Origin of the sequence: Vibrio sp. Vb2131 (genome assembly GCF_033338535.1) — a bacterium.
Lineage (GTDB): Bacteria > Pseudomonadota > Gammaproteobacteria > Enterobacterales > Vibrionaceae > Vibrio > Vibrio alginolyticus.
The window spans coordinates 71535-91581 of record NZ_JAWOSW010000017.1; the positions used below are offsets into that span (position 1 = coordinate 71535).

General features: G+C 44.9%; 16 protein-coding genes. 1 reads left to right on the plus strand and 15 read right to left on the minus strand.

Annotated features, from left to right (window positions below; genetic code table 11):
* Positions 1-354 precede the first annotated feature (354 nt).
* Positions 355-1731 (plus strand): PhoH family protein, encoded by a 1377-nt coding sequence (locus R7E38_RS17625; protein ID WP_005381133.1) that lies wholly within the window; start codon positions 355-357, stop codon positions 1729-1731.
* 65 nt (positions 1732-1796) lie between these two features.
* Here the strand turns inward: R7E38_RS17625 and tldD are convergent, their stop codons facing one another.
* The 15 genes from tldD to R7E38_RS17700 all read right to left on the minus strand — a co-directional run bounded on the left by tldD (position 1797) and on the right by R7E38_RS17700 (position 20009).
* Positions 1797-3242: a metalloprotease TldD gene (tldD, locus tag R7E38_RS17630; protein ID WP_005381134.1), complete on the minus strand. Its 1446-nt coding sequence runs from the start codon at positions 3240-3242 to the stop codon at positions 1797-1799.
* 11 nt (positions 3243-3253) lie between these two features.
* Entirely contained in the window at positions 3254-4075 is an 822-nt protein-coding gene (locus R7E38_RS17635; protein WP_005388437.1) for a carbon-nitrogen hydrolase family protein, read from the minus strand.
* A gap of 33 nt (positions 4076-4108) precedes the next feature.
* Positions 4109-7990 (minus strand): YhdP family protein, encoded by a 3882-nt coding sequence (locus R7E38_RS17640; RefSeq protein WP_318081938.1) that lies wholly within the window; start codon positions 7988-7990, stop codon positions 4109-4111.
* A 12-nt stretch (positions 7991-8002) separates the two neighbouring features.
* The gene (gene rng, locus R7E38_RS17645) at positions 8003-9472 is read right to left on the minus strand and encodes a ribonuclease G (protein ID WP_005381138.1); all 1470 of its coding nucleotides are present in this window, start codon (positions 9470-9472) and stop codon (positions 8003-8005) included.
* A gap of 18 nt (positions 9473-9490) precedes the next feature.
* A complete protein-coding gene (locus R7E38_RS17650; RefSeq protein WP_005381139.1) occupies positions 9491-10060 on the minus strand; it encodes a Maf family protein in 570 nt (189 codons plus the stop codon).
* Between the two features lie 4 nt (positions 10061-10064).
* Positions 10065-10553: a rod shape-determining protein MreD gene (gene mreD, locus R7E38_RS17655; protein ID WP_005381141.1), complete on the minus strand. Its 489-nt coding sequence runs from the start codon at positions 10551-10553 to the stop codon at positions 10065-10067.
* Positions 10543-11439 carry a rod shape-determining protein MreC gene (gene mreC, locus R7E38_RS17660; protein WP_005381142.1) on the minus strand — a complete coding sequence of 299 codons (897 nt, stop codon included), beginning with the start codon at positions 11437-11439 and terminating at the stop codon, positions 10543-10545. Before mreC ends, mreD begins: the two co-directional genes overlap by 11 nt.
* Positions 11440-11589: 150 nt before the next feature.
* On the minus strand, positions 11590-12633 hold the full coding sequence (locus R7E38_RS17665; protein WP_005381144.1) for a rod shape-determining protein: 1044 nt from the start codon (positions 12631-12633) through the stop codon (positions 11590-11592).
* Positions 12634-12784: 151 nt separating this feature from the next.
* The gene (locus R7E38_RS17670; RefSeq protein WP_318081939.1) at positions 12785-16807 is read right to left on the minus strand and encodes a DUF6701 domain-containing protein; all 4023 of its coding nucleotides are present in this window, start codon (positions 16805-16807) and stop codon (positions 12785-12787) included.
* An 8-nt stretch (positions 16808-16815) separates the two neighbouring features.
* The gene (locus R7E38_RS17675; RefSeq protein WP_256913810.1) at positions 16816-17250 is read right to left on the minus strand and encodes an MSHA biogenesis protein MshP; all 435 of its coding nucleotides are present in this window, start codon (positions 17248-17250) and stop codon (positions 16816-16818) included.
* Positions 17240-18049 (minus strand): PilW family protein, encoded by an 810-nt coding sequence (locus tag R7E38_RS17680; protein WP_256913809.1) that lies wholly within the window; start codon positions 18047-18049, stop codon positions 17240-17242. The genes R7E38_RS17675 and R7E38_RS17680 overlap by 11 nt, the downstream gene beginning before the upstream one ends.
* Positions 18049-18630: a type II secretion system protein gene (locus tag R7E38_RS17685; protein ID WP_256913808.1), complete on the minus strand. Its 582-nt coding sequence runs from the start codon at positions 18628-18630 to the stop codon at positions 18049-18051. The genes R7E38_RS17680 and R7E38_RS17685 overlap by 1 nt, the downstream gene beginning before the upstream one ends.
* The gene (locus R7E38_RS17690; RefSeq protein ID WP_256913807.1) at positions 18627-19118 is read right to left on the minus strand and encodes a type II secretion system protein; all 492 of its coding nucleotides are present in this window, start codon (positions 19116-19118) and stop codon (positions 18627-18629) included. Before R7E38_RS17690 ends, R7E38_RS17685 begins: the two co-directional genes overlap by 4 nt.
* 124 nt (positions 19119-19242) lie before the next feature.
* A complete protein-coding gene (locus tag R7E38_RS17695; RefSeq protein ID WP_199266800.1) occupies positions 19243-19467 on the minus strand; it encodes a type II secretion system protein in 225 nt (74 codons plus the stop codon).
* A 68-nt stretch (positions 19468-19535) separates the two neighbouring features.
* Positions 19536-20009, minus strand: a complete 474-nt coding sequence (locus tag R7E38_RS17700; RefSeq protein WP_318081940.1) for a type II secretion system protein — start codon at positions 20007-20009, stop codon at positions 19536-19538.
* Positions 20010-20047: the final 38 nt, after the last annotated feature.

Here is a 20047-nt window from a genome sequence, read left to right on the forward strand (position 1 = left end):
TTGAAGCTGTGATTTAGGTCACGCCGAAACCGCACCAAGCAGAAACTTTTTTTCCCAAACTCTAAATGCAATCAAATTGTAAAATACTCATGCCAATTATTAAGTTGTAGAACGTAAATATTACGTATACTTCTAATGAGGGGCGTTTAAAACCATTGCATATGATTTAAGCGCGTTAGTACACGATTAGGATCAACACGGGTTTGCAGTAAGTTGTCTTGCTACTCGGTTGCACACTAGCCGACATCAGCCCGACAACCTCTATTGCAAGCAATCAGAGTTAGGTCACTTCACACCTATTTGGAAACGACCTAACAACTCGCATGCAGAGCCGTACTACGGCAAGGAGACGCTATGGGCGATACCGATCGGAAACTGTTTGTACTCGATACCAACATTCTTCTTCATGAACCCTTTGCCATCTTCTCTTTCCAAGAACACGATGTCGTTATCCCCATGACCGTGTTGGAAGAACTCGACCGAATCAAAGACAGTAAGCGCGACGTTGCAAGAGATGCGCGCGTGGCTATTCGCACCTTGGAAGATTTGTTTAAAGAAGCAACGCCAGATGAAATCTCTGAAGGCATTCCTGTTTCTAAAGACAACCCCGACCAGGGTACTATTTCCATTTTGGCGGATTTTGAACTGCAGGAAACCGTCAAAGCCTTCGCCGACAAAGCCGGTGACAACCGTATTCTCAACGCGGTGCTTTATCTGCAAAATAAACGTGCACCACGTGAAGTGGTACTGATCACGAAAGACATCAACATGCGTCTGCGAGCCAAAGGGGCTGGTGTACGCTTTGTTGAGGACTATAGAACCGACCAACTGATTGACGACATTCAATACCTAACCAAAGGCTTTCAATTACGTGAAGGTGATTTCTGGAGCGGTATTGAGGAAGTAGAAAGCTATGCACTGGGCGGAAAAACTTACCACAAACTCAGTCGCGAACCCTTCGACCCAACCTTTATCAACCAATACGTTATTGATGAAGACAGTGACTTTGCTGGTCGCGTAGAAACCATCAATGAAGACAAGCTAACGCTTCTCGACCTGAGCCGCGAACGTCTAATGCATCGTAAGGCTTGGGACATCACACCTAAAAATATCTACCAGGGAATGGCGTTAGATGCCTTACTCGATCCAGAAATTGACTTGGTGATTCTAACGGGTGCGGCGGGTAGTGGTAAGACATTACTGGCAATGGCAGCAGCATTGGAGCAAACAATTGAAAAAAGCATGTTCGATAAAATTATCGTAACACGTAACACGCCAGATATCGGTGAATCCATCGGCTTCTTACCCGGCTCCGAAGAGGAGAAAATGATGCCGTGGTTAGCGGCGGTGACCGATACCTTGGAAGCGCTACATAAACACGATCACTGCACTGAAGGCTCATTGAAGTACATCTGCGATAAAGCCAACATTCAATTTAAATCGATCAACTTTATGCGTGGCCGTTCGATTCAAAATGCGTTTGTACTGCTTGATGAGTGTCAAAACCTCACTGCATCACAAATCAAAACCATCATTACCCGCTGTGGCGAAGGAACCAAAATCGTCTGCTCCGGTAACTTGGCGCAGATTGACTCTCATTACCTCACCCCAGTGACATCAGGATTGACGTACATGGTTGAGCGCTTCAAGAACTTTGAAGGCAGCGCAAATATTCACCTCAACGGCGTGGTTCGTAGCCGCTTGGCGGAATTTGCTGAAGAAAACCTGTAATTGACACCGACTCACAAAGCAAAAGAGCGCCTAATGAGCGCTCTTTTTATAACGATTCGACTGAGTTACTCCGTGCCACCCACTGTCAGTGAGTCCAGCTTCAAGGTCGGCTGACCAACACCAACCGGCACACTTTGACCTGCTTTACCACATACGCCAACGCCCTTGTCGATACTTAAGTCGTTACCGACCATAGACACTTGCTGCATTGCTTCGATACCTGAGCCAATCAACGTCGCACCTTTAACAGGGCGCGTAATTTTACCGTTTTCAATCAAGTATGCTTCGGATGCAGAGAACACAAACTTACCCGAAGTAATGTCCACCTGGCCGCCACCAAAGTTTGGCGCATACAACCCTTTCTCGACCGTCGAGATAATTTCTTCTGGCGTATGTTCACCTGGAAGCATGTAGGTGTTGGTCATACGAGGCATTGGCAAGTGTGCATACGATTCACGACGACCATTACCTGTTGGGTTCACACCCATTAACCGCGCGTTTAGCTTGTCTTGCATGTAACCTTTCAGCACACCATTTTCGATAAGCGTGTTGTACTGGCCGTTTACCCCTTCATCATCCACATTCAATGAACCACGAAGGTCTTTTAACGTGCCATCATCGACGATGGTACATAGTGAAGACGTCACTTGTTGACCCATTTTTCCAGAGAACACTGACGACTCTTTGCGGTTAAAGTCACCTTCTAGGCCATGACCTACCGCTTCGTGTAGCAATACGCCAGGCCAGCCAGAACCCAATACCACTGGCATCATGCCAGCTGGTGCTGCTTCTGCTTCAAGGTTGATTAACGCCATGCGAATCGCTTCGTCTGCGTAATGAAAAGCTTGTTTCACACCATTGCTTTCCGTTAAAAAGAAATCGTAACCGAAACGGCCGCCACCACCAGCGCTACCGCGTTCACGTCGTTCACCTTTTTGTGCAAGCACACTAATAGACAAACGCACCAAAGGACGAATATCGCCTGCATAAGTACCGTCTGTTGCCGCAACAAGCATCTGCTCATGCACACCGCTGATGCTGATCGAGACCTCTTTAATCAATGGTTCTTTAGTGCGGATGTAAGCATCTAGAGATTTGAGCAATTCTGTTTTTTGCTGCTTTTCCCATTCAGCTAGTGGATTCACAGCGGCGTAGTACGCTTGGTTTTCGGTGCGTTTAAACGCTTGGACTTTACCATTCTGCCCTTGCTGAGCAATACCGCGCGCCGCCATTGCACTCTGCTTCAGGCCTTCAGGCTGGATTTGATCAGAGTAGGCAAAGCCGGTTTTCTCGCCAGTTACTGCACGGACACCAACACCACAATCAATGTTAAAAGAGCCATCTTTGATGATGCTGTCTTCTAGAACCAGAGACTCATGCCAGCTGGACTGAAAGTAAATGTCCGCATAATCGATCTGGCGCGTCGCAATGCTGGCAAGCGTGTCAGCAATGTCTTGTTCTGTCAGACCATTTGGGGCAAGGAGTGCCTGTTCTATTTGGTTTGTGCTCATAGTTAGCTCTTTTATTTCCGTCTCAATTCATTTTGAAAGCGACTGTGTTGAGTCAGCGGCATATTCTGCCTTACTTGTTGGCTTTGTGACAAATCTATCTCAGTCACCAATAAACCTACTTCATCCTGAAGCTGTTTATGGATACGTCCCCAAGGGTCAACGACCATTGAGTGTCCCCATGTTTTTCGTCCACATGGATGCGTTCCAGTTTGTCCGCTTGCCAAAATCCAACATTGTGTCTCAATCGCTCTAGCTCGCAATAATACTTCCCAGTGAGCTTGCCCCGTCACAGCGGTAAACGCAGCGGGCACCACAATGATATCCGCCCCTTCTTGACGCAATACTTTATAAAGTTCTGGGAAACGTAAATCATAACAAATACTCAATCCAACACTGCCGATATCAGTTTCCGCAACGACTATTTGATTACCCGCCATAAACGTATCCGACTCACGATAACTACCATAACCATCGGCTACGTCGACATCAAACATATGCAGTTTGTCATAGTGAGCAATGCATTTACCGTGCGGCGGCAATACAAGTGTTGTGGTGGTGACACCTTTTGCGGTTTGAATGGGCATGCTTCCGACAATTAGCGTTAACTGGTTCTTTCTAGCGATTTCACAGAGCCGCTGTTGAATCATGCCACTGCCAAGTGGCTCTGCATGTTGATGATAAGCTTCGCGACTGGAAAATAGCACTGTATTTTCAGGAGTAAGAACAAGTTTGGCACCTTGCTTGCTCGCTAAAGCACACTGTTTTTCAATGAAGTCCAAATTCGCGTTAATATCCGGACCCGAAGTCATTTGAATAATGCCAACACGTTCCATGTGTTTCCTCCCTATTCCATTATATTCGGTGAGTTATTTGGCCTGTTCACGCAGTTTTTCTGGCAGCTTGTATTCACCTTTACTTCGCGAAATTTCTTTCACCGTTGGTGAATCTAGTGGGCCTTTCACTTCATAATTGACTTGAGTGAAGACCTCAACCACCGGAGATATCACCGTAGAGATGGCCAAGACATACAAAGCAGTTTGAGGCGCAACGGCAAACGCGGTCAGCATTGGTAGGCCTGATGTGATGTCTGGTGTGAATTTCACTTCCGCATCAACCATTCTGCTGTTCATATTAGCGATGCCGCGGATTTGCATTTCCCCTGCTAACGCATCCATTACGATATCATTGGTGATAAACACACCGTCTTGGATTTTGCCCGTTCCCGTGATCGAGTTGAATGCCATGCCTTTATCGAATACGTCGGTAAAGTCGAGCTGCATCTTACGGATGATAGAATCCAAGCTAAACAAGCCTAACAAGCGTGCCGCACCACTAACTTCACTGATCACGCCTTTACCAAATTCCGTTGAGACGTTTCCTTGCAAGGTTTGTGTCTTCATTGACCAAGGTGCGCCGTCCCATTCCATATTGGCATTGATCTCAAATGGTGCTTGTTGAATGCCTGATGTAATACCAAAGCGCTCCATAAGATCGGTGTTGTTATCACCTTTCATTTTCATGGTTAATTTGGAATGACTACTCTCTTTCGTCAGGTCCCACCAACCACTCATATCAATGCGGTTTTTGCCGCTACTAAAGGTGATATTTTTCCACTCCAAGCGGTTCTCGCGACGCTGCAAATCAACATTCACTTTGCCCACTTTGTAGCCTTGCAGCCAAAAATCATCAATGTTCAAAGTTAAGTTTGGCATCTCAGCGTGAAACTTGCGGTCAAAATTGGTAATCAAAGGTGCGTTTTGATCTTCACTCGCAAAGATTGAGCTGCGCTCTTTGGTCATCTCTTCAAACCCTGGGATGTAGAGATGCAAGTGCTCTAAAGAGACCGATAGATCATAGGGTTTCAGATAGTTAGCTTTCCCTTTAACCTCTTGACTGTCCACATCGAGTTGCCAACTCAAATTTTTCTTGCTTGCTGAAAAATCCACATCATGAAACTCAATCCCACCGAGCTGTAAGTTTGGCGTTTCAACTTCAATGCGTGTCGGCAATGGAATGGTCGGCGTTTTCATGCTTGCCAAAACAGACGATGAAGGCTTGCTCTCAGAGACCTGCGCAAGCTCAGCCCATTGGTCTAAATTCAGTTCTTCGACACGCACCGAAGCATCGTGCCCGACAATAGGACTAATCCGGAAGCCACCTTTGCCAACCATTAAATGAGTCGCAGTCAGAACCGGGACATCGCCAGCGATATCTATCTCAGTTTGATACTTCACATTTGGGATCTGTAGTCTTGCTGAAATACTCTCTTGGTTGCCGGATGCTTGCAGTTTCGCTTGCCCAGACTCGCCAATTTGTTTCGCTAAAGGATAAGGATATTGACTAGCCAGACGATTTAGCTGCGCCAGCACTTCAAGCTGATAAGTGAAACCAACATCATTGAGTTGCAAGTCAATGTCCATTTGCCACGGCGCATGGCCAGAAACAAGGTTTAACCAACGCTCACCGACATAGGGTTTGAGAGGCTCGACATCCCAATCTCCTAGTGTATTAATTGTCACGTTGTAGCCTTGCTCCGCACTCTCTCCATGGAAATCAAGAGAGATAGGCTGTTGTAATAATTCGGCCGACAAACCCGATGTGGTAACCACATCATTGTCGAAGGTGATACGCCCTGTGGCGTTTTCAAGCGTCATTGGCGGCGCTTCAATATCAACACGATTTTCTGTTAAATCGGCATAACCCCAAGCGCGAGACTCTTTCTCAAAATCAAACGGTATATTGAGTTGAAACTCAGAGTAAACGGGACCACTCACTTGCAGCGCTGTCAATGCGGCACCGACTGAATCCACTAATGGCGTCGCCATCATGTAGTCACGGACTTCATTACCCGGCGCGCTTGCTTTCGCTTCAATCTCAATGTGCCCACCTTCTGCCAACTCAGGGATTCGCCCAGTGATACGCTTGGCATGAACGCCATTTAGTGTGGCTGATTTTGAATCCAAATACATGGCATCATTTTCAAACAGCAAGTCTAGCTGCAAATCCGTGATGGTTGGCCATGCCGTATCAAAGCTAAATTTTGCGTCTTTTAATCCAACCCAAGCTTGGAACATGCCATTATGTTCTTTGTAAGGAAAATCACCTAACTCGCCATACCACAACAATTTCGCTGTATTCACTTTTCCGCCCTGAATCGCGGTCGAAAGATAGTCGGTCAAGTCTTGTCCAAGTGCCAGAGTCGGTAGATAGCGCCATGTTTCACCCGCGTTGTAGAGATCCGCTTCGGCATAGAACGATAAAAATGGGCTTTGTTCTTTTGGAAAATCAAGACGGAATGCCCCCAAGACTTGAAGATCAGGCGTTGCTGCCGTCACTTTATCCGCCCACAAGCGCCAACCCGCATCATCTTGCTGCCAGATAATATCGACTTCACCTTGTTTGATATTCAGCGGAGCTTGGAATACATCGCCGTACGGAAAGACATCATCAATGACGGTGACTTTTGCTTTAGCTTGATTCACATCCCCCGATACGCTGCCCTGTACGTGATGAAACCCGGGTAGGAGCTCCCATTGTGTCATCGCGAGTTCATCCAGTTCAGCCGAGTAGCGTAAGGTGTCTAAACCACCGTTCATTGACAATCGGACATCTTCGACCCGACCTTTCGGTGCTAGTTTGTTAATAAGGTCACTGGTCGACTCTGACTCTGGAGCCAGCTTGATGAGCGGAATGAGTGCTTCGATGTCGAGCTGAGAGAGATTAAGCATCCAGCCGTTTGGTTGCCAATCAAACGCGACGTCTAGCTCTGGCCAAGGGGTATTATCGGTTCTGATCTGAAGTGAGTGGCCATTTACTTTCCAGCCTTGTTTATCTGGTCGAAGACTGAAAATTCCAGACTCAATAAACAGCTCATGATGTCCATCTTCATTCCACACCAACTCGGAAGGCAGCAATTCAACATAAGCATCATGCGGTTGGCTATGTTTGAGCGTCAGCCAAGTATTTAAGCTGACTTTACCCGATTCTGCTCCTGACTCTTCTTGCATGTAAGTGGTCAGCCAAGGTGTGACCGAGACATCTTGAGCACTCACGTAAAACTCACCAGATACATCGCGCAACGAGCCATGATCTTTAAAGTTAGCGCTTACTAATAATGAGTTCAGGCGAACATCGGCAATGCTAACCGTGCCTTCGGCTACGTGACGTTTCCCTTGATTGCTCCAACGAAGCTGCTCGATATCTAAACGGCGAGTTTCACCTGACACAGACTTATACCAAATCCGTGAATCGCTAATAGTGAAGTCTTCGAACTGACGTAAAAGAAGTGAGTCGAGTTGGTCAATGAGTTTCACTTCGCTCTTATCCACTTCGGGCTTCGGATCTTGACGATGAGAAGTCGGCAGAATGTCTACAGTGTGAATATCTAAAGCGAGGTTATGAATGGTAAGGTCTGCAACTACAGGTTTAAGTTGAAAAAGAGATTGAATAAGATCGAACTCAATCTGGACTTCTTCAACAGCGAAGCGTGCATCTTGCACGTTTGGTAGATTTGCCTCTAAGCCCAGTAACGCGATTGAGGGATGATTATTGCGCCACGTCCCTGCGACATTAGCAATAGAAACGTCAAAACCTGTGCCTTGCTTGACCCAGGTTTTGATCTCATCTTGGAAATGGTTAAGTTGCGGCAATGTGACGCGCAGCGTGGTCACTAATATGGCTAATAACACCAATACAGTAACTAAACTCCACGCACAAAAACGCCCAAAACGGTTAACACCAGAATTCACAAATGTTCCAAATTACATCATTACGACGTCAAACTGTTCCTGAATGTACAGGGGTTCAGCCTGAACTCGCACTTGCTTGCCAATAAATACTTCGAGCTCAGCCAGCGCATGAGACTCATCGCCCAATAGCGCTTCAGCAACAAACGGCGATGCGTACACGACAAAATTATCGGCGTCGTAAGCACGGTTCACACGAGTAATCTCGCGTAATATCTCAAAGCATACGGTTTCGACCGTTTTCACGCTGCCACGGCCTTCACAAGTAGGACAGCCAGAACACAAGATATGTTCAATACTTTCTCGTGTGCGCTTACGCGTCATTTCAACTAAGCCAAGCTGGGTAAAGCCGTTGATGTTGGTTTTTACTCGGTCTTTCGCCAGCGCCGTTTCCAGTGAGGTAAGTACTCGCTGACGATGCTCTTCGGATGCCATATCGATAAAGTCAATAATGATGATACCGCCGAGGTTACGTAAACGTAGCTGACGCGCAATAGCTTGCGTTGCCTCTATATTGGTATTGAAGATAGTCTCTTCGAGATTACGACGACCAACAAATGCACCCGTGTTGATGTCGATGGTGGTCATGGCTTCGGTTTGATCGATGATCAAATAGCCGCCCGATTTTAGCTCGACCTTGCGCTCTAAAGAACGCTGAATTTCGTTTTCGGTGTCGTACATGTCAAAGATTGGCTTGTCACCTTCGTAAAGCTCAAGCTTATCTGTTAACTCCGGTACATACTCAGAAGTGAATTCTTTCAGGTTTTCATATTCAAGGCGGGAGTCGACCATGATCTTATCGAGCTCTGTGCCAACAAAGTCACGCAGAATGCGTTGAGCTAAGCCGAGTTCACCGTAAAGTGTTGAACGCGTTTTGTATTTTGAGCGACGCTCCATGACTTTTAGCCACAAACGCTTTAGAAATGCCGCATCTTGAGAGAGCTCTTTTTCATCAGCGCCTTCTGCCGCGGTACGAATGATAAAACCACCGTGCTCATCGCAGTAATGGTTCACCACCTTTTTCAAACGCTCACGCTCTTTCTCACTTTCAATACGCTGCGAAACACCGACATGGCTGGCCCCCGGCATAAAAACAAGATAACGCGAAGGTAAGGTGATATCCGTCGTTAAACGTGCACCTTTCGTGCCGAGCGGATCTTTGACCACTTGCACAACAATGTCTTGTCCCTGGCGTACCAGCTCAGAGATATCACGGACTTGAAACTGCTGTTTTTCGTTTTCTGCCACACATTCGGTATGAGGAACAATATCTGACGCATGTAAAAACGCCGCTTTATCTAAACCAATGTCGACGAAAGCCGCCTGCATACCTGGTAACACTCGGCTTACTTTGCCTTTGTATATATTGCCCACAATACCGCGACGCGATTCGCGCTCGATATGTATTTCTTGTAGTACTCCACCTTCAATCATGGCCACACGAGTTTCACTCGGGGTCACGTTAAGCAGCAATTCTGCACTCATGTGCACACCTCAAAACAATTATAAAAATTCTTGAATTAGCTGATCGGTTTCGAACAAAGGTAAGCCTACTACAGCGTGATAACTGCCTTCGATTCGGGTGACAAATCGCCCTCCGAGTCCCTGAATACCATAACTTCCAGCTTTATCGCATGGCTCTCCTGACTGCCAATATTGTTCGATTTCTTCGTGAGTCAGTGGTTTGAACCACACGTCAGTGGTAACGACCACTGAATGTTGTTGTTCCGATGATACAACGCTCACCGCAGTCATCACTTGATGGCGACGACCCGATAAGTCAGTAAGCATACGCTTTGAATCTTCAAAACTTTTTGGTTTTTCTAGCACACGGTCATCGCATACTACGACCGTATCAGAGCCCAATACAACGGAATCAGGCTTAGCCAACGCTAAGCCTGCCTGAGCTTTTTCCAAAGAAAGACGCAACACGTAATCTCGTGCTTGCTCATGAGCTTGTTTGGCTTCCTCAATATCAGGCAATACGATCTCAAAATCATAACCCAGTTGAGCAAGCAGCTCTTTTCTTCTCGGAGAACCCGAAGCGAGAACGAGAGATAGGCTCTTTTTCACCGCATTACCTTACGTGCCAAGCGCGACGAACTCGTCGCATTAATAAAAACATCCATGGCCAAAGTATACAGTTTATTGCCGCCGTCCACAGAGATAATGGATTAAATACTACGTCCTGGTTCAAATATTCCCCACAGAATATCAAAACTTCCAATAACGCAGTAAAAAAGGCAATTAAAATCGACTGTTGCCACAATGCCATGTTGCGAATCAACAGGAAATTCAGCGCCACAAGGTAGATAACGATCGACATCATCATGCCACGAATTCCAAGCGTTGAGCCGATCAAGATATCCCACAATAAGCCTAACACTAGCGCAGTCCCGACGTTCACTCGGTGCGGTAGTGCCAACACCCAATAACACGTAACAAGGAACAACCATGAAGGGCGTAACACATCTAACACACCTGGCCACGGAATGGTTTGCAGTACCAGCGCAACGAAGAAACTGACGCCAATCACCATTCGGCTACTCAATACATTATTGGCCATCGGTTACCTCTTGTTCTTGCTCTAACCCTTCATCTACATTGGACCGCAGTACTTTGTGTTGACGGTCTTCATTCGGCCAAATCAGCAGTAGGTAGCGTAAGCGATCAAATTCCACAACCGGCTCAGCCTTGATTGAGGCGAACTCTTGACGCGTATCGTGATCCACATTGGTAACCGTCGCGACTGGATATCCCTCAGGGTAAATGCCACCTAAACCGGATGTCACCAATAAATCACCAACCTGAATATCTGTGCTGGTTGGAATGTGCTCTAGTTGGATTTCATCCATTTCACCATTGCCCGATGCGATCACTCGGATATCATTGCGGATCACCTGGACAGGAATTGCATTTTTCGCGTCCGTTAGCAGCAGAACACGTGCGTTGTGCGCTGCGACAAACGTGACCTGACCAACAATGCCTTTCTCGTTGATAACAGGCTGACCAACGTAAACACCATCAATACGGCCTTTATCGATCACCACTTGATGACGATAAGGTGAAGTATCCACCGCCATTACTTCTGTCACGACTTTCTTTTCATCACGGACAAATGAAGATCCTAACAACTTACGTAGGCGTTGGTTTTCTTCTTTATATTGGTCGAGCAAGATAAGCTCGCTTTTCAGGCGTAACACTTCTCGCTTTAAGCTGCGATTGCCTTCAACTAATGCCTGATGAGAATTAAAACGTTCAAATACGCCATCGAACATACTACGAGGCAAATTCGCTGCGTACTGAATCGGTGCAACCATACTGTTTAGTAGGTATCGAACGTTGGAAAACGTATCTAGACGACTATCGGCCAGCATTAAGCTCGCCGACACGATGACAGCAAAAAACAGACGTAATTGCAGAGACGGACCTCTGCCGAAAATCGGTTTCATCTTGTTTTTGACCTGATTGCTTCCATGATTATTGAGCCTTACTTGGCAACCTAAAAATACTTAACTAAATACTTTTAGGTATGGAGCATGTTTGAATTACAGAGAGAGCAGAAATGAAGGTGAAGCCCGACATGAGCTTCACCTAAACCTTTATTCTTCAGAGAACAGATCGCCACCGTGCATGTCGATCATTTCTAGTGCTTTACCGCCACCACGCGCAACACACGTTAGTGGATCTTCCGCGATAACCACAGGAATACCAGTTTCTTCCATTAGTAAACGGTCTAGGTCTTTAAGTAGTGCACCACCACCGGTTAGTACCATACCGTTTTCAGAAATGTCTGAAGCAAGCTCTGGTGGACACTGTTCTAGTGCAACCATGACTGCTGATACGATGCCAGATAGCGGCTCTTGAAGCGCTTCTAGGATCTCGTTTGAGTTCAAGCTAAAGCTGCGTGGTACACCCTCTGCAAGGTTACGACCGCGAACTTCAATCTCTTGAACTTCATCACCAGGGTAAGCAGAACCGATTTCGTGTTTGATCTTTTCAGCCGTTGCTTCACCAATCAAGCTGCCGTAGTTACGACGTACGTAGTTGATCACTGCTTCATCAAAGCGGTCACCACCGATACGTACAGACGATGAGTAAACCACACCGTTTAGAGAGATAACGGCAACTTCAGTTGTACCACCACCGATATCGACCACCATTGAACCTGTCGGCTCAGATACGCGTAAACCAGCACCAATTGCCGCCGCCATTGGCTCGTCGATTAGGTAAACTTCACGCGCACCAGCACCAAGTGCTGATTCACGAATTGCGCGACGCTCAACTTGGGTAGAACCACAAGGAACACAAACAAGAACACGTGGGCTTGGCTTTAAGATGCTGTTATCGTGCACTTGCTTGATAAAGTGCTGAAGCATTTTTTCGGTTACGTAGAAATCAGCGATTACGCCGTCTTTCATTGGGCGGATAGCGGAAATGTTGCCAGGTGTACGACCAAGCATCTGTTTTGCTGCGTGACCGACTGCAGCAACGCTTTTTGCAGAACCTACACGATCTTGACGAATAGCAACTACAGAAGGTTCATCAAGGACAATTCCTTGCCCTTTTACGTAAATTAGAGTGTTGGCTGTACCTAAATCGATAGATAGATCGTTAGAAAACATGCCACGAAGTTTCTTAAACATACTCTTCGCTCATCCTGCAAAAATATAGAAGACAAAAATTGCTCTAAATGTACCAATGCCTCGCTGTCACAGCAAGGTATTGGTACACAAACATGAGCAGAAAGCCTCAATTTCTTGCAGTTTCCTAACTTAAGGGCAAAAACCTAAGTTGTTACTGTCCGGTTAACCCTGGCTCACCACGGTAAATCACGCGATCGTTACCACGATGAATACCAAAGGTGACGACGGATGATGGGTTTTCTTCGGAGCCATCATTGTTCCAGTCGTATTTGAGCCAAGGGAGGTTGTTACCACTAGGGTCGAGATTAAGCCAAACTTCAGCTTGTTGACGTCCACAGTCTGCGCGCTCTTGCTTAGCAATAAGTTCACGCATGGCACCATCGTTAACCGTCGTTCTGACGCCTTCAAGTAAAATGTCGCAGTCGGAGCCATCATCAGGCCAAACTGGCTCCTGGCTTTTTAGAGTTGGGGACACTGTTGTCCCGTTATCCTTACTGTTTAAAACGAATCGGGTATCTCTCCAATACTCCACTCTAAGGGGGATATTAACAGATTTACCCTGATTCACTCCCACATCATCCAGAGCTATGCGACCAAACCTGACATCAGGTTGCGATTGTAGCTGTTGCGAAACCATTCTATCTTCAGTGCTATTTTGCCCTTCTTTTAAGAACATCGTAGGATCAACATAGCCAGATACTTTAGTTCCATTATTATTAAGTGAAAGCGAAATAGACGTTTCGATGGAACTATCCTTGTCTGCCGGTAGTTTTGAATTAAATGGACCATCGGGACTCGGCAAAGATAAATCTTTACGCCAATAAACTGAGTTATCCCAAGTTTTGCTCCACACAGCTCCCGACCAGTTATCACTAGTCAAATCGGAATCCAAAATGCTAAGTCTATCTGAGTAACCACCAGCCAAATACAAATCTGCTTTTAAAGAATTGGCAAAACCACCATAATTTTGAGTTGTGTAACCGTTAGCGTTATATGCTGTGACTTCAAACTTAACCGATTCAAAATTCTGTCCCATATATACAGATTGATTCTGATTATCAGGGTAGGTCCACTCTGTCCCGGTGACTTTAAAGTAATCCGGATAGAAGCGCCCAATGGTTGACTTACCATCGGCTATTTTAAATGCATTACTACCAAGATATAGAGATGTGCCAATATCATCGCCATTTTCATCTTTAGCAACTGGTGCCTCAGCAATAAGCTCGAAAACACCGACTTCTGAAACCGATTGATCAAACGTCACACTGCCACGAGACCATTTACTTGATTCTGGTAGCTTCTCATTTAGAAGTTTGGCTAATGAACCATTAGACGGGTACTTCACTTTATTACTAACCGTAATAGTCTTCTCTTGATAGTTCTCAGCAACCGTATCATCATCTTGCAATGCCGAGATGGTTAACTCAAAAACTTCACCAGCAGCAACAAACCCCGAAGAACAGCCATTTTCACTGTTGGTGCACTCTCCGCTCTTATCACCACTCTTTGCAGTAACTTTCAGTTTTGAAGGAAAACTAACGAAGCTGCCGAATCCATCCGAGTCATCAACACCTTCAACACTGGCTTTAAGTTTGACCTTTCCAGCTTCAGAGTATCTCAACTTAAAGAATGCCTTGCCTTCATCATCAAAATAAACATTAGGCAGGTATTTATTAGCTCTGGTTAGCTCGACATTTGAACTCCATTCCACAGCCTGATCTTTCACTTTTTTCTTGTAAGAAATCACGACAGGTTGAGAGCTATCGATCGGTGCCACTTCATAATCAATCGACATATTAACACCGCGAGATTCACCGCCGTCTTCAGTTCGAGTTGAACAAAACGATAGGTAGTCCTCCCCCGTAGTTTCGCGACTAGCAACTACATCATTAACATTCACCGCAAGCACATTTGAAGCGAAGGTTACATTACAGTTGTTAGCAGATAGTGGCCCGCCATTAATTCGACATCGTGCCCCTTCAAAGCCAAACTGTGGTACGGAACTTTGATCGATACCCAAAGTAACATCGCCAGCTCTTGAACCTTGCAGCTCAAGCTGAGTTTCATTCTCAAACTGTACATTTGTACCACCAACCCAGTTGGCAACATTATTGCCAGTAGATGGAAGTAAAGTGACAGAGAGAGGCGTTAAGCTGCCATCATCGTATGCATCTCTAGGATATTGCTCAGAACAACTTTCATTCATACAAGCTCTAAGTGTCACATCAGAAGCCTGACACGTACTGCCTGAGCCTGAGTAGTCAAACTCGAAATGATGAATACCATCTGTTAATCGCGAGTACTTGTCCGCACAGACTTGGAAGTTATCCACTTCATGATAGTTCGTTGCAGCACCTGTTGATGCCGTCACTGACAAACGGAAGTTTGTTGGAGCTTGGCTAAAGTGCCCTTCTTTACGCACATCAAAATCTGAAATAACAGTACTCCATCCCCCACCATTAATACTTCTTTCAACTTTCAACATCATATGCTGACCATCTCTTGAATTCAGAGTGATCTTATAGCGATGTAAATCGTTATGGTTGTCGATGGAACTCGAGAACTGCTTACCTTTTACATATCCGTAGCCCTTCAGCCACTTTCCTTGATTGTCTTGAGAACCCGAGCCACGAATACCAACATTGTCTGGTTTACCCTTTCCATTTGGTCTTGTTTCTCCCCCCTCTTGATAGAAATTGCCGTACTCATCAATACCTATACCTAGCCAACCACCAGCGAATCCTTCAACATCGCTGCTGACCTCACCACCATGGTATTTCTTGAGCTTCATCCCATAACCAAGGGGGCCACCAAAAGCACCAGTCTTAGGTGGCACATTAGCGTCAGAAATTACAAGGGCAATGCCATCGCCTCCCCCGCTTCTACTGCTATAAGCATAATGATCAAACTCGATTTCAAGATAGTTTTGATCCGAAGGGAAAATGTAGTTATAAGCAGATGCTGTAGCTTGACGCGTTCTATCATCATTCAGACGGAACTTGCCACCGTGAATTTTAGGGTCAACACTGTCACCAAACCCCATGACAGACCAGTTTGATAACGAACCTGAATTGAAGTTTTCTTCTGGCAATAATGAACATTGCTGTATAGGTGGTGGTGGGGCACATGAATAATCAGGCTTTTGTATCACAACATTGCTTTTCATTGTTAAATTTTGAGATGTCACTGAACCATGTATTGTGATCGGGTTTTCAAAACTCACCGTTTGACCAAGAATAAAACCATAGAAATTATCGTTGGCTGTAGAAAACATAATATCGCCTGTTGGCGCGTATAACATCACATTGTTTTGATTGGCCAAATGTATTGAATTGGACATATTGAATGACGTAACAATATTTATTCTAGAACTTTTACCAAAAGAATATACGGTGGCTCCTGTATGCTCCTTCAAAATGCCAAAAGTAACCGTTGAGTTATCTCGTGTTTGAAATAAGACATTACTGCCTTGAGTAATATCAACTGATTCAACTTGGACACCATCTGCAATGACAACCGTTAATTTATCAAACGAGGCACCATAGTTATTGATCGTCAAATTCTTCAAGCCGCTAAGAACTGTAACCTCTGCTTCTTTAGGGCGAAACCAACGAGATTCGTAACGACAGATACTTGGATTATCATCACAGAACTCTTCTATTTTATATTTTTTAAAAAACCAAGAATCCGTCTTGTCAGGATTTATATCTAACGAAAGGCTACCAAAATTCGGAGTAATATTTGTTGGCGTTTCGGCTTTACGGCTTTCAACCAAACCATCCTTACCGACTTCAACTCCATCGCCTGAAACACCATCTGCTGGGAAACAACCATAGCCATTACAACTTGAGGCGGCAGGGTTTTTATATAGCTGCCAACTATTGCCTCCTTCGTCAAAACCAACACGAAGGTTATCCCAGTTAGCGCCTCCTTGCCAATTTTGTTGATAGTTATATATATTGGCGTTATCAGCTAGATATTCACTAGACCACCCTGTCGCATGAGCTGTATCGTTGGTGATATTTAACCTGCTGGTTGACCCCTTCCAACCTTGAATCGGTTCAGGAAAAAGCTGACAAACGTTTGCTGGAAGCTGATTTTCCAACGCGGTGACACCACTAGAAAAAAAAGTAGCTAGGGCAAGAGCCACAAGTGTCGATTTTTTGTTATTCATTTTTACATTTACTCCCTAACCCAAATCTCTTGTTGGCGCTGTACTTGTGCAACCCCGGAACCACAAATTGCTGTGGTTTGCACTCTGAAAAGAGATTCAGCTTCAGAGGTACCTGCGTTAAAGGTACCAATGTTTGAACATGTCATAGTATTGATTCGGCAACCCGAGCCTTGTGTAACATTTGGTGTAGCGCCACTTACCGTATTGGAACAAAAATTGGCCACATCAGGGTTAGTATCGTTTAAAGGATATAGTTGAGTCAGTGCCCACTCATTGGCAGATTGAGCAACAAACCAAGCTTTTGTTCCCAAAAACTCTCTTGTTAATCCGCTTTGGTTCGACCATGTCACTTTCATTAAAGAGGAAGCCAAAAAGCCCATCACGATAATGACGAACAGCACGATGATTAAGACATTGCCTTGAGGCTTTCTTCTATGGGACATTGAGTACCTGCACATCTTGTTGGTAAACACTGCGCTCACCGTCTTGAACAAATTCCAAATTGATATGGACAAGGCCACCGCGCTGAAGGGTTGCTTCTTTGTAGTGCATCTCACTCTTGGATGTATCGATATTTTTCGCAACCGTGATCGAGCGATTGTATCTAGAGTCTTGACGAGTCAACTCACCGCTATCACTATCAAAGCAATACGTAACCTGAGAATTATCTTTATAGATATAGTGACGGTCGGAGATTGAACTAGAAGCCAAGTAATCAGCCGCATCACTGAGAGTAAAAGGCTCTAGTGTTTTCCCATCTTCACCTACAACCCTATGAAGGCCCCCAACTTGAAACGATTGAGAAAGCTTAGGCTCAGTTAATTTTCTAATGTCATCGATCGAAGGGCACTTACCACCAAATTCCGTTGGAAATAAATCATTATATCGACTAGGGTTAATCACTAAGCAGCGATTGGTCCTTAATGTTTTTAACTTTGGATCATTACCAAGCAAGAACTGTAAATCTTGGTTGTGAGTAAGATAAAAACCAGAGAACTCGATAGGCACAAACGCCAAACAGTTGCTTGAGGGTTCATAAAAACTATTTGGTACAGCATGGCGGATTTCACGTGTCATCTTTTCTAAAACAAACTGAGCCTGCGTTTGTATTCGTTGGCGATCGATAGTATCAGCGTAACCTTTCATTCCTAACTGGACATACCCAGCTATCCCCAACATGATGAAGCTGCCGACCACAATCGTAACTATCATTTCCATTAAGGTGAAACCACGATCTTTCATCAGTAGTTCCCCTTAATAGCTGTTAAAGTAAGGGGCTGCGTGTTCCCCGCAAAAATCCTTAATGTTACTTTTTTGTATTCGGTTATTTCATCGGGAGCTTTATCCGTCAGATCATCATAGGCAACGCTAACTTCTAATCTAAAGTTTTTGTACTGCTCAGTACTGTCCGCACCAAGTACGTCACTGATATTCCCTCTAGAGGCACCATCACACTGAGAAGCTGTTGTAGATGTGCTCCAACACCCGATATAGTCATCGACATCATTGAAATCACTAGGCGTTGTTTCCAAGGAACCGTCTAGTTTTTTATCCGCACCTAATTTATTTACGTCAGTGCAGCTCACTCCATTCTCACCACATCGAATGGTGCCGCCATCAAAATCACTGTTTTCATCAAAGCCTCGCGCCAATATCTGAGACATAAAACCTTGGCCTAATGCGGCGGCGCGGGTTTGATAATGAGGAATAGCTGAATCTCGAACTTGAGGGACAAGAAAAGAAGTAAACGCCACCATCGCAATACCCATTAAAACAATTGCGATGATCATTTCTATCAAAGTCATGCCACTAGATTTCTTCATGAGCATGTACCTTTAGAAACATAACCTTGAGAATTAATTTCAACTTGGCAGCGGCTTCGACCATGCTTATCTTCAATCAGGATTGAAACTCCACCACTCGCAGAATTTATAGGATTACCCAACAAATTAAACTCGATTGGATTAGTTACGGCATTGGTCAGTGAAAACTTTGCGGACTTATCGATAACCACGTCACTACGAGCATCTTGCGCACTACCTGTTAGTTCACAGGCAGCAACCGAACCAACACATGAGCTAGAAACTTGTAAACGAAAGTTATTATCAGTTTTTTTTTCAAAATTCGACTGCATACGATTCACCTGCACTTGGCGAATCACAGAAATCACGCGTTCTTGTAATGCATATGCAGAAAAACTGCCTGAGCCCATAAAACGGCTGGCTGCAAAAAGTGAAAGGATAGAGAGGAGAACAATCACGAGGATTAACTCCATTAAAGTGAACCCTAATGCAGAGCTGCGAATTTTCATAACCCAACCTTAGGCTTAGAACAAGCGAGATAAGTATACGATGAAATTATGAGAATAATGATAGATTTATAATTTTTCGATCCGAAGTGTGAACAGATGAACAAATAACCAATGTCTAGTGACTTTACTCTTTTGAACGACCAATCTCTTCTTCAATTCGATCGTAAGTTTCTTTGTTGCTTAGCGTCTCAGAAACGTGCTCTGCGGTCTGCTTAGTTTGCTCCCACTTCGCTTCGTAAGTTTCTGGCTCAAAGCTGATAAATCTTGGTAATACCACATAACCGATCACACCTAAGATAATCAGCACAACTACAAACTCTATTGCACTAAGACCCGATGATTTACGCATATGAACTATTCCGAAATTAACCAAAGTAGAGAGATTAAAGGCCAGACTAGCTGGCCTTTATCAATGTATTACTTAGTACATACTGCAGAACTAGCAACAATCTCAGTTTTCGCTGGAGTGTTATCACCTGTAGCAGCAGTGTATCTAACACAGCTCTTACTGTAGCCTTTAATGCCGTATACCATGTTTGCAGGATCTTTATTGCTATTGTCTGCAATAAGCTCCCAGTCTCCAGAATCAATACCATCGACCGCTAGCTTAAGAGCCTCTGTAGTTGCTTCAGGGTAACCATAATCCAGCTGTAAAGTTGAGCCAGCAACACTAATCGCTCCATTTTCACCAGTTTCTTGGCTCTTGATTGCTGCCTTACCATATACAATGCCTGAAGCCCCATCAATCGCGCCTTTCAGACCTTGAAGTGCAGAAGCTCGAGCATCATCTTGTAGGTTAAGGAAGCGTGGTGCTGCAGTTACCGCTAGAATACCTAGGATTACAATTACCACTACCAATTCGATAAGGGTGAAACCACCTTGTCTTTTCATTGTTTACTCTCTCTATGTAAGCATGCAGTACAACTGCA